This is a genomic window from Rahnella victoriana (genome assembly GCF_004330295.1).
Taxonomy (GTDB): Bacteria; Pseudomonadota; Gammaproteobacteria; order Enterobacterales; family Enterobacteriaceae; genus Rahnella; species Rahnella victoriana.
The window spans coordinates 48,621-63,536 of record NZ_SJOJ01000015.1; the positions used below are offsets into that span (position 1 = coordinate 48,621).

13 protein-coding genes are annotated in these 14,916 nt (G+C 51.7%); 8 read left to right on the forward strand and 5 right to left on the reverse strand.

Translation table 11 applies throughout. From position 1 onward, the window contains the following. The 5 genes from dnaN (at window position 1) to EYY67_RS14010 (ending at window position 7,001) form a co-directional block, all read left to right on the forward strand. The gene (dnaN, locus tag EYY67_RS13990; protein WP_013573353.1) at window positions 1–1,101 is read left to right on the forward strand and encodes a DNA polymerase III subunit beta; all 1,101 of its coding nucleotides are present in this window, start codon (window positions 1–3) and stop codon (window positions 1,099–1,101) included. Between the two features lie 130 nt (window positions 1,102–1,231). Beyond that, window positions 1,232–2,320 carry a DNA replication/repair protein RecF gene (recF, locus tag EYY67_RS13995; protein ID WP_112287222.1) on the forward strand — a complete coding sequence of 363 codons (1,089 nt, stop codon included), beginning with the start codon at window positions 1,232–1,234 and terminating at the stop codon, window positions 2,318–2,320. Window positions 2,321–2,339: 19 nt separating this feature from the next. After that, window positions 2,340–4,754, forward strand: coding sequence for a DNA topoisomerase (ATP-hydrolyzing) subunit B (gene gyrB / locus EYY67_RS14000; protein ID WP_095924027.1), 2,415 nt, complete (start codon window positions 2,340–2,342; stop codon window positions 4,752–4,754). 142 nt (window positions 4,755–4,896) lie between these two features. After that, entirely contained in the window at window positions 4,897–5,712 is an 816-nt protein-coding gene (gene yidA, locus EYY67_RS14005; protein WP_095924026.1) for a sugar-phosphatase, read from the forward strand. Window positions 5,713–5,738: 26 nt separating this feature from the next. Next, window positions 5,739–7,001, forward strand: a complete 1,263-nt coding sequence (locus EYY67_RS14010) for a YidR family protein (RefSeq protein ID WP_131693746.1) — start codon at window positions 5,739–5,741, stop codon at window positions 6,999–7,001. 38 nt (window positions 7,002–7,039) lie between these two features. Here EYY67_RS14010 and EYY67_RS14015 read toward each other — a convergent pair whose 3' ends face one another. Beyond that, on the reverse strand, window positions 7,040–7,417 hold the full coding sequence (locus tag EYY67_RS14015; RefSeq protein ID WP_095924024.1) for a YceK/YidQ family lipoprotein: 378 nt from the start codon (window positions 7,415–7,417) through the stop codon (window positions 7,040–7,042). Window positions 7,418–7,798: 381 nt separating this feature from the next. Between EYY67_RS14015 and ibpA the strand changes: the two genes are divergently transcribed. Both ibpA and ibpB read left to right on the forward strand, forming a co-directional pair. Then, window positions 7,799–8,209, forward strand: coding sequence for a small heat shock chaperone IbpA (gene ibpA, locus EYY67_RS14020; RefSeq protein ID WP_131693747.1), 411 nt, complete (start codon window positions 7,799–7,801; stop codon window positions 8,207–8,209). Window positions 8,210–8,351: 142 nt separating this feature from the next. Continuing rightward, window positions 8,352–8,786, forward strand: a complete 435-nt coding sequence (gene ibpB, locus EYY67_RS14025) for a small heat shock chaperone IbpB (protein ID WP_095924023.1) — start codon at window positions 8,352–8,354, stop codon at window positions 8,784–8,786. A gap of 72 nt (window positions 8,787–8,858) precedes the next feature. Here the strand turns inward: ibpB and EYY67_RS14030 are convergent, their stop codons facing one another. Continuing rightward, on the reverse strand, window positions 8,859–9,647 hold the full coding sequence (locus tag EYY67_RS14030; protein ID WP_131693748.1) for a YopT-type cysteine protease domain-containing protein: 789 nt from the start codon (window positions 9,645–9,647) through the stop codon (window positions 8,859–8,861). A gap of 214 nt (window positions 9,648–9,861) precedes the next feature. After that, window positions 9,862–11,112, reverse strand: a complete 1,251-nt coding sequence (locus tag EYY67_RS14035) for a valine--pyruvate transaminase (RefSeq protein ID WP_095924021.1) — start codon at window positions 11,110–11,112, stop codon at window positions 9,862–9,864. 273 nt (window positions 11,113–11,385) lie between these two features. Here EYY67_RS14035 and EYY67_RS14040 point away from each other — a divergent pair, with 273 nt between their 5' ends. Continuing rightward, complete coding sequence (locus tag EYY67_RS14040) at window positions 11,386–12,576, forward strand: hypothetical protein (protein WP_232770279.1); 1,191 nt, start codon at window positions 11,386–11,388, stop codon at window positions 12,574–12,576. 70 nt (window positions 12,577–12,646) lie between these two features. On the opposite strand, the gene ghrB is transcribed toward EYY67_RS14040, so the two are convergent. Continuing rightward, on the reverse strand, window positions 12,647–13,624 hold the full coding sequence (gene ghrB, locus EYY67_RS14045) for a glyoxylate/hydroxypyruvate reductase GhrB (protein ID WP_131693750.1): 978 nt from the start codon (window positions 13,622–13,624) through the stop codon (window positions 12,647–12,649). After that, window positions 13,621–14,913 carry an MFS transporter gene (locus EYY67_RS14050; RefSeq protein ID WP_095924019.1) on the reverse strand — a complete coding sequence of 431 codons (1,293 nt, stop codon included), beginning with the start codon at window positions 14,911–14,913 and terminating at the stop codon, window positions 13,621–13,623. Before EYY67_RS14050 ends, ghrB begins: the two co-directional genes overlap by 4 nt. Window positions 14,914–14,916 lie beyond the last annotated feature (3 nt).

The window sequence follows — 14,916 nt, forward strand, 5'->3', positions numbered from 1 at the left end:
ATGAAATTTATTGTTGAACGTGAGCATTTGCTGAAACCACTGCAACAGGTCAGTAGCCCGCTGGGTGGACGACCTACGTTGCCTATTCTGGGTAACCTGTTATTACAGGTGACGGATGGCGCGCTGTCGCTGACCGGGACGGATTTGGAAATGGAGATGGTGGCGAAAGTCGCGCTGTCTCAGCCACATGAAGCGGGTGCCACCACGGTACCGGCGCGTAAATTCTTTGATATCTGCCGTGGATTGCCCGAAGGCGCGGAAATTTCCGTCGCTCTCGACGGCGACCGCATGCTGGTAAAATCAGGCCGCAGCCGTTTCTCGCTGTCGACCCTGCCGGCGACAGATTTCCCTAATCTCGACGACTGGCAAAGCGAAGTAGAATTCACCCTGCCGCAAGCCACGTTGAAACGTCTGATCGAAGCCACGCAGTTCTCGATGGCACATCAGGACGTGCGTTATTATTTAAACGGCATGCTGTTCGAAACCGAAGGTGAAGAACTGCGTACTGTTGCCACTGACGGCCACCGTCTGGCGGTATGTTCTATGCCGATCGGCCAGTCGCTGCCTTCGCATTCGGTCATCGTGCCGCGTAAAGGCGTGATGGAACTGGTGCGTCTGCTGGATGGCGGTGACACCACATTGCAGCTGCAAATCGGCAGCAACAATATCCGTGCTCACGTCGGCGACTTTATCTTTACGTCCAAACTGGTTGACGGTCGTTTCCCTGATTATCGCCGCGTATTGCCGAAAAATCCGGATAAAACGCTGCAGGCCGGGTGCGATTTGCTGAAACAGGCGTTTGCCCGTGCAGCGATCCTGTCCAATGAAAAATTCCGTGGCGTACGTTTGTATGTCAGCCATAACCAGCTGAAAATCACCGCGAATAACCCGGAACAGGAAGAAGCAGAAGAAATTCTGGACGTCGGCTACGAAGGCACCGAAATGGAAATCGGCTTTAACGTCAGTTACGTGCTGGATGTGCTCAATGCGCTCAAGTGCGAAGACGTGAATCTGCTGCTGACCGACTCTGTTTCCAGCGTGCAGATCGAAGACGCGGCCAGTCAGTCGGCGGCGTACGTCGTCATGCCGATGAGGCTCTGATCGGGCGATCTTACTTGTCATTTTGCGATTGGGCAGTGCCCGCAATGTCACGTACCTGAGTACGCTCCGCTTGCTGTGCGCTGTCTGCACGCAAACTGGCTGCGACGATGACGCCCTGGAATGGATGTAGATGGCCTTAACGCGCTTACTGATAAAAGATTTCCGCAACATCGAGGCGGCGGATTTAGATCCGTCGCCCGGTTTTAACTTTCTGGTCGGTCCCAATGGCAGCGGTAAAACCAGCGTGCTCGAAGCGGTCTATACGCTGGGGCATGGCCGCGCTTTTCGCAGTTTGCAGGCCGGACGCGTTATCCGTCACGATCAGCCGGAGTTTGTTCTCCATGCGCGTGTGGATGACGGCGGTGATCGTGAGTTGTCGATTGGCCTGAGCAAAAGCCGTCAGGGCGACAGTAAAGTGCGCATTGATGGCAGTGACGGACACAAAGTGTCTGAGCTGGCACAGATGCTGCCGATGCAATTGATCACACCCGAAGGCTTCACCCTGCTTAATGGCGGGCCGAAGTACCGGCGGGCATTTATTGACTGGGGTTGTTTTCATCACGACCCCGGTTTTTTTATCGCCTGGAGCAACCTGCGACGGTTACTCAAGCAGCGCAACGCCGCGCTGCGACAGGTGAGTCGTTATGCGCAAATTCGCGCCTGGGATCAGGAGCTGATCCCGTTAGCCGAGCGCATTAGCGAATGGCGGGCAGCATACAGCGACGCGATCGCGGCTGATATCAGTGCGACCTGCGCGCAATTCCTGCCTGAATTCGCCCTCAGTTTTTCTTTCCAGCGTGGATGGGACAAGGAAACGGAGTACGGCGAGTTGCTGGAGCGTAATTTTGAGCGCGACAGAGCCTTAACTTATACCGCATCAGGCCCGCATAAAGCGGATTTCCGCATTCGTGCCGACGGCACGCCGGTGGAAGATTTACTGTCCCGCGGGCAGTTGAAGTTACTGATGTGCGCGCTGAGACTGGCGCAGGGTGAGTTTCTCACCCGACAGAGCGGGCGGCGTTGCCTGTATCTTCTTGACGATTTTGCCTCTGAGCTGGACGCCGACCGACGTCGGTTGCTGGCCGATCGCCTGAAAGCCACCCAGGCACAGGTTTTTGTCAGTGCGATAAGCGCTGAGCAAGTGACCGACATGATGGGTGAAAAGGGCAAGATGTTCCGCGTGGAACAAGGTAAAATAGCCGTTCTATCACAGGACTAAAAATGAGCGAGAAACGTTGATGTCGAATTCTTATGACTCCTCAAGTATCAAGGTATTAAAAGGGCTGGACGCGGTGCGTAAGCGCCCCGGCATGTATATCGGCGATACCGATGACGGCACTGGTCTGCACCACATGGTATTCGAGGTTGTGGACAACGCTATCGACGAAGCCCTCGCGGGCCACTGTAAAGAGATTCAGGTCACGATCCATGCGGATAACTCTGTGTCCGTACAGGATGATGGTCGTGGCATTCCGACCGGTATTCATGAAGAAGAGGGCGTTTCTGCTGCTCAGGTCATCATGACCGTTCTTCACGCCGGCGGTAAATTTGACGATAACTCGTATAAAGTCTCCGGCGGTCTGCATGGCGTGGGTGTTTCCGTCGTTAACGCCCTGTCAGAAAAACTGGAACTGGTTATCCGCCGCGAAGGCAAAGTGCACACCCAGACTTACGTGCATGGCGAACCTCAGGATCCGCTGAAAGTGATTGGCGATACTGACGTGACCGGTACCACGGTACGTTTCTGGCCAAGCTTCAACACCTTCACCAATCACACTGAATTCGAGTATGACATTCTGGCGAAACGCCTGCGTGAACTGTCATTCCTGAACTCCGGCGTGGCCATCCGCCTGCTGGATAAACGTGATGGTAAAAACGATCACTTCCATTATGAAGGCGGTATCAAAGCTTTCGTGGAATATCTGAACAAAAACAAAACCCCAATCCATCCGACCGTGTTCTATTTCTCCACGGTGAAAGATGACATTGGCGTTGAAGTGGCGTTGCAGTGGAACGACGGTTTCCAGGAAAACATTTACTGCTTCACCAACAACATTCCACAGCGCGATGGCGGGACTCACTTAGCCGGTTTCCGTTCGGCAATGACCCGTACCCTGAACGCGTACATGGATAAAGAAGGCTACAGCAAAAAATCTAAAATCAGCGCCACCGGTGACGATGCCCGTGAAGGCCTGATTGCTGTGGTGTCTGTGAAGGTGCCGGATCCTAAGTTCTCTTCCCAGACCAAAGACAAACTGGTGTCTTCTGAAGTGAAAACAGCGGTTGAAACGCTGATGAACGAGAAGCTGGTGGATTACCTGATGGAAAACCCGTCAGACGCCAAAATCGTTGTTGGTAAAATCATCGACGCAGCGCGTGCCCGTGAAGCAGCACGTAAAGCCCGTGAAATGACCCGTCGTAAAGGCGCGCTGGACCTGGCTGGCTTGCCAGGCAAACTGGCGGACTGTCAGGAACGCGACCCGGCTCACTCCGAACTGTACTTAGTGGAAGGGGACTCAGCGGGCGGCTCTGCAAAACAAGGCCGTAACCGTAAGAACCAGGCGATTCTGCCGTTGAAAGGTAAAATCCTCAACGTTGAGAAAGCGCGCTTCGACAAAATGCTCTCTTCTCAGGAAGTGGCAACGCTGATTACAGCACTCGGTTGCGGCATTGGCCGTGACGAATACAACCCGGACAAACTGCGCTATCACAGCATCATCATCATGACCGATGCCGACGTCGATGGTTCGCACATCCGTACCCTGTTGCTGACATTCTTCTACCGTCAGATGCCTGAAATTGTAGAACGTGGCCACGTGTTTATCGCACAGCCGCCATTGTACAAAGTGAAAAAAGGCAAGCAGGAACAGTACATTAAAGATGACGAAGCGATGGATCAGTATCAGATTTCCATTGCGATGGACGGGGCAACGTTACACGCCAACGCCCATGCGCCAGCCCTGGCGGGTGAACCGCTGGAGAAACTGGTCGCTGAACATCACAGCGTGCAGAAAATGATTGGCCGCATGGAACGTCGTTATCCGCGTGCGCTGCTGAATAACCTGATCTATCAGCCGACCCTGCCGGGTGCAGATCTGGCCGATCAGGCGAAAGTGCAGGCCTGGATGGAATCGCTGGTGGCGCGTCTCAACGAGAAAGAGCAGCACGGCAGTTCTTACAGCGCGATCGTGCGTGAAAACCGCGAACATCAGCTGTTCGAACCGGTTCTGCGTATCCGCACCCACGGTGTTGATACTGATTACGATCTGGATGCCGACTTCATCAAAGGCGGCGAATACCGCAAAATCTGTGCGCTGGGCGAACAGCTGCGCGGCCTGATCGAAGAAGATGCCTTCATCGAACGTGGCGAACGCCGTCAGCCCGTGACCAGCTTCGAACAGGCGCTGGAATGGCTGGTGAAAGAGTCCCGTCGTGGTCTGTCGATTCAGCGATACAAAGGTCTGGGTGAAATGAACCCTGAACAGCTGTGGGAAACCACCATGGATCCTGAGCAACGTCGCATGTTACGTGTGACCGTGAAGGATGCCATCGCCGCTGACCAGTTGTTCACGACGCTGATGGGCGATGCGGTTGAACCGCGCCGCGCCTTTATCGAAGAGAACGCCCTGAAAGCCGCCAATATCGATATCTGATAAGGGTCTGAGCTGATAAAGAGTCCGAACCGGGAAACCGTTTCGGACTTTTTTTTCGTCTGACGCGACCCGCATTCCGGCTGGCTTTACAGCGGCTAATCGCGTTAGCATTGAAGCAGGTTATTTAAACTCTGAGGATGCTATGGCTATTGAATTAATTGCAATTGATATGGACGGGACGTTGCTCAATCCGCAACATGAAGTCACTCCTGCCGTTAAAAAAGCGTTGTCAGAAGCACGGGCAAAGGGTGTGCAAATCGTTCTGGCGACTGGCCGTCCTTTTATTGGCGTACAGCGTTATCTGATGGAACTGGATTTACAGCAGGAAGGGTGTTACTGCATCACCAACAACGGTGCGCTGGTGCATAATGCCAAAGATGGCAGCGTGATCGCCGAAATAGCCCTCAGAATTGAAGATTATCACTACTTTGAACAACTGGCCCGTCAGCTCGGTGTTCACTTCCACGCACTGACCAAAACAGACCTGTTTACCGCCAACCGTCATATCAGCAAATACAGCGTGCATGAATCTTTCACCACCGGTATTCCGCTGCAATTCTGCCCTGCTGAAGAAATGGATCCGGCGCTGACCTTCCCGAAAGTGATGATGATTGATGATCCGGAACTGCTGGATCGCGCTATCAGCCAGCTTCCGGCAGAAGCGAAAGAACGCTACACCATCATGAAAAGTTCGCCGTATTTCCTCGAAATCCTGGATAAACGCGTGAATAAAGGCGAAGGCGTGAAAACCCTGACCGAAAAACTGGGTATCGCGCGTGAAAGCGTGATGACGCTCGGCGATCAGGAAAACGACATTGCGATGCTTGAATACGCCGGAACGGGTGTGGCGATGGGCAATGCGCTCGACAGCGTCAAAGCCGTCAGCCAGTTCGTGACCAAAACCAACATGGAAGACGGCGTGGCGTTTGCCATTGAGAAATTCGTACTCAACGTCTGATCCTGCCCTGAAGGAGCCTCGCGGCCATGGAAAAACAGCTTACCGCTGATGCCCGCGGGCACCAGCTGACCAACATTAACGTCTGGACGCCGGACAGCCAGTGGCTGGTGTATGACGTCCGTCCGCACGGCGGTTCTTTTACCGGCTTAACCATTGAGCGTGTGAATATTGAAAGCGGTGAGACGGAAGTGCTTTATCAGGCGAAGGATGGCGCGCACGTCGGCGTGGTAACGGTCAGCCTGCAACATCCCGCGCGTTATGTGTTTATTCATGGCCCGGAAAATCCGGATGAAAGCTGGCAGTACGATTTTCATCACCGGCGCGGCGTGATGGTCTCGGAGCCGCAGCGCGCCGGTGCCGTCACGCTGGATGCGATGGATATCACCGCCCCCTTTACCCCCGGTGCGTTGCGGGGTGGCACACATGTGCACGTTTTCAGTCCGGACAGTTCACGCCTGAGTTTTACCTACAACGACCATGTCTTACATGAGCGGGATCCGGCGCTCGACCTGCGCAATGTCGGTGTGGCGATTTCAGGGCATCCGGTCACCCCCCCAAAACATCACCCCCGTGAATATGATGGCAGCCATTTCAGCGTCCTGGTCAGCGAAACGACGGCCACGCCGCAGCCCGGCAGTGATGAGATTAACCGGGCTTATGAAGAGGGCTGGATTGGCCGCGAAGGCTATATAAAACCGGATGGCAGCCGTCAGCGCTGGGCGCTGGCCTTTATCGGCGATACCCTTTCTGCTGATGGCGAAAAGCATCCGGAAATCTTCGTAGTGGATTTACCTGAGAACGATGCGGATTACCGACAGGCGGGAGCAAAACCTTTGCAAGGCACGGCGGAAACACTGCCTGCGCCACCCGACGGCGTGAAACAGCGGCGGATCACGTTCACTGAAAAAGGCGTGGCGAGCCAGCCGCGTCACTGGCTGCGGGTTTCACCGGATGGCGCCCGGATTGCGTTTCTGATGAAAGATCACAACGATATCGTTCAGTTGTGGACGGTTTCGCCGAACGGCGGCGCGCCGGTACAAATCAGCCATTGTGAGCACGGCATTCAGTCCGCATTCAGCTGGAGTCCGGACGGACAGTCGCTGGCGCTGGTCTGCGACAACAGCGTGATGCGTCTGGATGTGCAAAGCGGAGAGATGCAGCGGTTAACGCCACGGTCAGATATTGCGCCCTGTGCGGATGCGGTGGTGTATTCGCCAGATGGCAGCAGGGTCGCGTTTATGCGTCAGTGCGGGGAGTTTGCCCAGATTTTCGTGACGGACAGTCAGTAACCGGATGATCAAACCGGCCTGCTGAGGCCGGCTTCACTTTATTTTTTATGCGCTGATGATTTTTGCGCACGCGGCGAAGTGGTCATTGGCGGAACATGATCGATATCGACCCCGTTACTCAGCGCAATATTGTGTTCCTCGCTGGCCTTAACGCGATCGCGGGTGGTCACTGTCCCGCTGCGGTAGTAATCGTATGGCAGTAATACCGTATCCAGCAGGGCACTGAACGGTAAATCGATTAACAGCAGTGGCGTCATCGCCCAACTGGTGTCATCGCTTTTCATCATATTCACATCCGCGCGTGCGCCCGAATAATACCCTGTATCGCCCCCGGTATGGCTCATCACGCTGGAACATCCGCTCGTCGCTAAAAAAACACATCCTGTCATCAGCGGCGTTAATGCAAATTTCTTCATGTTAGAACTCATCTTATGCTGTCAGGCTGAGCTTTTAAGTCAAAAGGACTTATACCACTCAGCACAAAAAATTAACAAAGCAAGCTGTAGCTCTGTGGCTGCGATCCCATTAAGTGTAATTACTATTTGAAATCTTGCAGGAATCCGCCTGCTCTCCCTGGTTTTTCACCCTGACCTGTCATGTATTTTGGCTGTCAGTCTATAAACAGCAGCCAAATTTTTTTGTTTTTACCGGCTTGAAAAAATCCCTTTCGTCTCCATTTTTACTGTACGACGCAGGAGGAGGAACGCCGGAAGGGTTCTCCTGTCATCACTGCGACGCTGGCCTGTCCGACTGGAAGGCTATTTAAAAATACTCGCTGAATATCAGGAGAAGTTGGCATGCGTAATTTTGATTTATCCCCGCTATACCGTTCTGCCATTGGTTTTGACCGTTTATTTAATCTCATCGAATCGGGTCAGAATCAGGGCGGCGGCTATCCCCCTTATAATGTCGAGCTGGTTGACGAAAACCATTACCGGATTGCGATCGCGGTAGCCGGTTTCGCCGAATCTGAGCTGGACATTACCGCGCACGACAACATGCTGCTGATCAAAGGTGCACATGCACCCGGCGACACTGAGCGGACGTATTTATATCAGGGCATTGCGGAACGTAATTTCGAGCGCAAATTCCAGCTGGCTGAGCATATCCAGATAAAAGCGGCCAATTTGTCGAACGGTTTGCTGTATATCGATCTGGAACGTGTCGTTCCTGAATCGTCCAAACCGCGGCGTATCGAAATCCGCTGATTTACCGGCAATAAATCCCTTGCGGCCATCGTTATTGACCGCCAGAAATTGAAAAAGTTTAGGCTCGCCGTCAGGGAGCTGCACCGTCACAGCCAAAAGGGTGGCGGAATTAACCAACTTGCTTCATAGAAGGAGTGACATTATGCGTAACTACGATATTTCCCCATTACTGCGTCAGTGGATTGGATTCGATAAATTAGCCAGTTCAATGCAGGGCGCGGATCAGGCTTTTCCGCCATACAATATTGAAAAATACGACGATAACCATTACCGGATTTCACTGGCGCTGGCGGGTTTCCAGCAAAGCGAACTGAATATTGAAGTCGAAGGGCCGCGTTTGACGGTCAGCGGCACGCCTGCACAGCCGGAAACCAAAGTGGAATATCTGCATCAGGGGTTAGTGATTAAGCCTTTCACCCTGAGCTTCACGCTGGCAGAACATATGCATGTGTCGGCGGCTGAGTTTACCCATGGCCTGCTGCATATCAATCTGGTGCGGGATGTGCCGGAAGCGTTGCAGCCGCAAAAAATTGCGATTGGTACAGAGAAACCGGCGCTGGAAAATCAATCTGAATAAACGTGATCTGTTTATGTTCCCCCGATGAGGGGGAACATAAAGCAGGATGTGATGAGAAGTGTATGATGTTAATCAGTAAGTAAAACGAGAGATAATTATGTTGTTATACTCTCTATAAAATTCGTAAAATAAAAAATAAAGAGCAGACTTAAAATACTCTCGTCCTGTTTTTGTGTCAGGATAGGATATTTCACCGTAATTAGGATCAAAAAACTTTATCCTTTTTTGTCCGGTGGTGAGACTTACTGCGTGTCCGCTACCCCCGCCTCTTATGTTTAACAGGTAACCGAAGTTTGAATCAATATGCTTCATTAAGGTTTCTATTCTTTCCTCGATGTCTTCAATCGGTGATAATTCAACTCTACTGATAAAGTTAATCTTTCCCTGAACCTTTACCAACAAATTAATAGCATCGGCAGTCGTGACGTATTCTATCTGTTTGGGCGTAGTTATCTTTTTTATATTGCTGACTGCTGCTGCACCATTTTGGGCCGCTGCCTGGGATTTTGCCTGTTCAGCGGCAATCTTTCTCGCCAGACTGATCTCACCAAATTGTTCCTGATAATTCATGATGCCCAGTGTGAGCCGATGGCACTCAGGGGAATCAAGATATTGTTTGAATGAGCTCCAGTTACGTCCTTTTACCAGATAGGCCGCAGACAGGCCAAGACACACACCTCGTAAACCATATAATTCTTTATTCATTCCCGGAAGTCGGAAGCTACCAATCCAGGCTCCTGCCAGGTTTCTGGGGTTATCGCTTACCCAGCGATTTTTCCGCATATAAGCATTTTGATCAAAAGGAGAGTATTGACCATGAGTTTGAGAGGCAAATAGCGCTAATTTATTTTCTATAGACATGGGTGATTTTTCTAAGAGTTAATTTGTGAATGAATGTCTTACGAAAAAGTAGGGTTTCATATTAAGGTTTTTTCATGAGCGAAATGCTTAATGATAAATTAAGTATTTGTTTAATTACGGGGTTATACAGGGTTTGTTTTAAATAAAGGATGCTTTCTGGAAATAAAAAGGCCAGGGTAATTAAGCTGTTACTCCGGCCTTAAATAATAAACTCTCAACCTTCCGCGTGCGCTTTTTCCACTTCTTCCGCCAGAATCTTCACACCGCGCTCGATCTGCTCAGCGTCTGGTACGTAGTTCATGCGCATACACTGATGGGTGTGCGGCCACGGATGTTCGAGACCCGGGAAGAAATAATCGCCCGGTACCATCAGCACCCCGCGCTGTTTCAGCCGCTGATACAGCACTTCGGTAGTGATCGGCAAATCTTTGAACCACAGCCAGAGGAAAATTGCGCCTTCGGGTTTGTGGATCAGGCAACGTTCTTCCGGCAGATAACGGCGCAGCGTGGCGATGGTTTCCTGCACGCGCTGGTAATAGAAAGGTTTGATCACTTCTTCGGAAAGCCGCAGCAGATCGCCACGTGCAATCATTTCATTGGCGATGGCCGGGCCGACACTGCCCGGCGACAGGCTGATAATCCCGTTCATATTACTGATCGCTTTGATGATTTTCTCATCGGCAATCACGATACCGCAGCGCGAACCCGGCAGGCCGAGTTTCGACAAACTCATGCACAGAATAATATTCGGATTCCACAACGGCGTGGCCTCGGTGAATACGATGCCGGGGAACGGCACGCCGTAAGCGTTATCGATGAGTAACGGAATATCTTTCTGCTGCGCCAGCGCATCAAGGCGGATCAGCTCTTCGTCAGTAATCACGTTACCGGTCGGGTTGGTCGGGCGTGAGACGCAGATCAGGCCGATGTCATCGGTAATGTTCAGATGATCGAAATCGACGTGATACTTGAACTGGCCTTCCGGCAGTAATTCTATGTTTGGCTTAGCCGAAACAAACAGATTTTCGTCCAGACCGGCGTCGGCGTAACCGAGGTATTCCGGTGCGAGCGGGAACAACACTTTGGACATGCTGCCATCAGCGCGACGTCCGGCGAACAGATTGAATAAATAGAAGAAGGCGCTCTGGCTGCCATTGGTCAGCGCGATATTTTGCGCATCAAGTTGCCAGCCCAGTTCTTTCTGCAACATTTCTGCCAGAGCATGACGCAACACGTCTTTGCCCTGCGGGCCGTCATAATTGCACAGTGCTTCGGTCAGCTTGCCTGCGGCCAGCATTTCCGCCAGCAGTGTCTGGAAGTAATCCTGCATCTCAGGAATTTGAGCCGGATTGCCCCCGCCCAGCATCACCGCGCCGGGCGTGCGTAAACCGTCATTCATGTCGCCCATCAGGCGTGTGATGCCTGAAAAACGGGTAAATTTGTCACCGAAAGCAGAAAACGTCATAGAAAGCTTTGTATGTTATCGAAATGTGATGTCCACCATAACGCCTGCCGCAAGGCAGTGCAATCGGACCAGCGGGTTTTGGCGTGGAGAAGTATTAAAAAAGATGAACACGGAAAATCATTCACTGTATTTCTCAAATATCCCTGCGCGGATCCCTTTATGCTTAATGACAGAGTAATAAAAACCGTCTTGTTATATTTGTTTCCCCCTTGGCATAATTATTTTTCGAAACATATAAACAAGGTTGATAAAATGAAAAGAAGCATAATTATAATGAATCTCTTCACGGCAGGCGGAGGAGACCATGCGCTGGGGAAGAAAATAAAAGACATCGCGCGGAGCACCGGGGCTGAGGGGGAATTAATTACGGTGAATGCTAAAACAAGACATATTAATGTTCAGGGAAAGGAGTTATTCAATCCGGGTAAAGAATTGAATTATGATGACCCGATAGTTATTGTAACGCCCCACAGTCTCTTGTCTCCCGATGTATTATCGACAGTGCTGGCTGATTTTTTCTATCAGCTGGACATCATAACGTGCAATACCGTTATTCTGATTGATGAAATGGACGTGAGCCGTGACGTCGGTTCATCCGATCGGGACTATGAGGTCGCCCTGTTGAGCTGGTGTGTGGAAAATATCATTATCCATAGCCTGGGATTCTCTAAGAAATCGCTGGGTTATTTGCCCATGCCTGAGCGGGAAGTGATCAATATAAAAAAATCATCCAAACAAGACATCATTAAATTGCTGGACAGTTACAATTTATCTTTACCGAAAAGTTGTAGTTTATATTTTGCCTATTTAAGTTCGGATACCGTAGTAGCCTGTTCTCAAATTTTCATTATTAATACGCTGATCGAAGACAGAGAGTTGCAGAATAATTCAGTGTATGTCCTGGTGTGCAGGGAAAAAGAGAACATGGCGCGTTTGTTGAAAAGCCTTAAAGAGTGCTTTGCAGGGACACCTTATGAAGATTTATTTTCTGAATGTCATTACTCAATGATGAAAGACGAAAATAAAATCCAGCGTCACGGCTTTTCCCGCGGTACGGGGAAGAAAAAAATACATATCTTTATTACCCACACGATTCCCGGCACCACATTCAAAAACCTGACCAGTATCAGCAAGTCCGGCATGATGTCGGGCGATCAAAGCCTTTCCGACTATTTGTCACTGAAAAAGCGTTTACCTTATTACGACAAGCAAACCTGGAAAGATCCTCTTATTGACGGATTGAATGCCCGTGCTCATGAACTGGGGGGCGAAGAATTGCTCAACAAATTTCAGTCGATGGTCGCGGGAAGAGAAGGCTATACCCGCAGCATCGTCCTTAAACTTTTGGCACCCGAGGATGTCCCGACACCGGCACTGAAAAACAGCCTTCAGGCGTTTAACCTGGAAATGTATGCAAGAAAAGCAGACAGAAAAATCAGAGAGATATTACTGAAATACCTCTGACTTTTTTCAATACCGACAGGGAGACCGGCCGCAGGCCGTGCCCGGACCGGTCCCTGAAAACCCCTGTCGCTTATTTCTTCAGGACTTCCGGGTTAACGCAGAACTGTTTCACGTCACCCTTGAGTGCTGCGATCAGATTGTCCACGGCACAGGCTGCCATGTCGTAACGGGTTTCATGGGTCGCAGAACCGATATGCGGCAGGGCCACCACGTTCGGCAGGCTCAGCAGCGGAGAATCTTTCGGTAGTGGCTCGGTTTCAAACACATCCATGCCAGCGCCATAAATGGTGCCGTTTTTCAGCGCCTCAATCAGGGCCGGTTCATCAATCACCGGACCACGTCCGGCGCTGACCAGAATGGCGCTGGATTTCATTTTCGCCAGTTGCTCTTTGCCAATCAGATGGAACGTTTGTTCGGTCATTGGCAGCAAGATACAGACGAAATCAGACTCTTTCAGCAGTTCATCCAGCTCGCATTTACGCGCGCCAAACTTCTCTTCCGCTTCTTTATGCTGGCTGCGTGCATTGTACAAAATCGGCATGTCGAAGCCGAAATGCGCGCGTTGTGCCAGCGCCAGACCGATACGTCCCATGCCGACGATGCCCATGGTTTTATGGTGAACATCAGTGCCGAACCAGTCCGCACCAATGTTATCGTTCCATTCACCGGCTTTTACACGCCCGGCCACATTCACCACCCGACGCGCGGTGGACAGCACCAGCGCCATCACGGTATCGGCGACGGTATCGGTCAGCGCCGTCGGCGTGTGCATCATCGGGATTTCGCGGCGGGTCAGTTCTGCCACGTCAAAGTTATCGTAGCCGACGGAAATGGTCGAAACGGCGCGCAGACGTGGCGCATGGTCAAACAGTTCCTTATCCACTTTTCCGCCCGAACCCAGCAACCCTTCCGCATTTTGCAGTGCATCAAACACCTGAGCGCGGTTTTTATCCGTGATGCCATCAAATTCAGTGATGGTGAAATGCTCTTCGAGACGCTGATGCAGATCTGCGGGTAATTTTTTATATAAAACAATAGACGGCTTCATGACTTACTCCCTTGGGTTAAGGAAACTTCTTTCGGCTGAATGTTGGCCTTTCGCGGTCTCACCAGCAGGGTTAAGCCTGCGGAAACCAGTAACGACACGGCCATGAAAATGAAGGAGGCTGCCGGGCTGCCTGTGTTGCCGTTGAGATAACCGACAAACCAGGAACCAAAAAACGAGCCCAGCGCGCCCAGACTGTTGATCAATGCCATTGCGCCACCGGAGACATTTTTCGGCAGCATTTCAGGAATGATGGCAAAAAACGGCCCGTACGGGGCATACATTGCCGCAGCGGCAATGACCAGTAAACTGTACGAAAGCCAGAAATTGTTTGTGCCAGCGGCCCATGAACCAAAGAATGCCAGCGCGCCGACCAGCAATAACGGCCAGACAAACAACTTACGGTTTTGCATTTTGTCCGATGCCCAGGACACCAGGATCATGGCGATAGTGGCGGCCAGATAAGGGGCGGAAGATAACCAGCCCGCTTCGACCATGCCCATTGATTTTCCGTCGCGCAAAATCGACGGCAGCCAGAGCACGAAGCCATACACGCCAATGCTCCAGAAGAAATATTGCAGGCAAAGCATCACCACATTGCGCGAGCGGAAGGCTTCCCGGTAACCGCCCACCGCCTGAATGTCTTTCTGCTCTTTTTCCAGCTGTGCGGCCAGCGCCTGTTTCTCCTGATCGCTCAGCCAGCCGACCTGTTCCGGCTTATCCTTGACGGTGAACCACCAGATAACGGCCCAGATCACCGCCGGAATGCCTTCGAAGATAAACATCTCGCGCCAGCCAAAAGATTTGATCAGATAGCCGGAAAGCACCGACATCCACAACACCGTCACCGGATTGCCGAGGATCAGAAAGGTATTGGCGCGCGAGCGTTCGGATTTGGTGAACCAGTTACTGATGTACACCAGCATGGCGGGCATCACCGCGGCTTCCACCACGCCGAGCGCAAAGCGGATCGCCGCCAGCATCGGAATGTTCGTCACCACGCCGGTCAGCGAGGCGAATCCGCCCCACAATAACAAACACCAGAAAATCAGTTTCCTGACACTGCGGCGTTCGGCGTAAATTGTGCCGGGGATCTGGAAGAAGAAATACCCTAAGAAAAACAGCGCGCCCAGCAGGGACGACATGCCTTTGGTGATATGAAGATCATCGTTGATACCGGCCGCCGAAGCGAAACTGAAGTTTGAGCGGTCGACATACGCCAGACTGTAAGTGATGAACACGATCGGCATGATGTACCACCAGCGGCGGGTGGCGATCCTGGACTGGCTCATAAC

What these genes read in the sequence shown, in the direction of transcription:
- dnaN (WP_013573353.1), top strand. Translation starts at nt 1, where the DNA reads ATGAAATTTATTGTTGAACGTGAGCATTTGCTGAAACCACTGCAACAG.
- EYY67_RS14010 (WP_131693746.1), top strand. Translation starts at nt 5,739, where the DNA reads ATGGAAAAACAGCTTACCGCTGATGCCCGCGGGCACCAGCTGACCAAC.
- ghrB (WP_131693750.1), bottom strand. Translation starts at nt 13,624, where the DNA reads ATGAAGCCGTCTATTGTTTTATATAAAAAATTACCCGCAGATCTGCAT.
- EYY67_RS14030 (WP_131693748.1), bottom strand. Translation starts at nt 9,647, where the DNA reads ATGTCTATAGAAAATAAATTAGCGCTATTTGCCTCTCAAACTCATGGT.
- ibpB (WP_095924023.1), top strand. Translation starts at nt 8,352, where the DNA reads ATGCGTAACTACGATATTTCCCCATTACTGCGTCAGTGGATTGGATTC.
- ibpA (WP_131693747.1), top strand. Translation starts at nt 7,799, where the DNA reads ATGCGTAATTTTGATTTATCCCCGCTATACCGTTCTGCCATTGGTTTT.
- EYY67_RS14040 (WP_232770279.1), top strand. Translation starts at nt 11,386, where the DNA reads ATGAATCTCTTCACGGCAGGCGGAGGAGACCATGCGCTGGGGAAGAAA.
- EYY67_RS14015 (WP_095924024.1), bottom strand. Translation starts at nt 7,417, where the DNA reads ATGAAGAAATTTGCATTAACGCCGCTGATGACAGGATGTGTTTTTTTA.
- EYY67_RS14050 (WP_095924019.1), bottom strand. Translation starts at nt 14,913, where the DNA reads ATGAGCCAGTCCAGGATCGCCACCCGCCGCTGGTGGTACATCATGCCG.
- EYY67_RS14035 (WP_095924021.1), bottom strand. Translation starts at nt 11,112, where the DNA reads ATGACGTTTTCTGCTTTCGGTGACAAATTTACCCGTTTTTCAGGCATC.
- yidA (WP_095924026.1), top strand. Translation starts at nt 4,897, where the DNA reads ATGGCTATTGAATTAATTGCAATTGATATGGACGGGACGTTGCTCAAT.
- gyrB (WP_095924027.1), top strand. Translation starts at nt 2,340, where the DNA reads ATGTCGAATTCTTATGACTCCTCAAGTATCAAGGTATTAAAAGGGCTG.
- recF (WP_112287222.1), top strand. Translation starts at nt 1,232, where the DNA reads ATGGCCTTAACGCGCTTACTGATAAAAGATTTCCGCAACATCGAGGCG.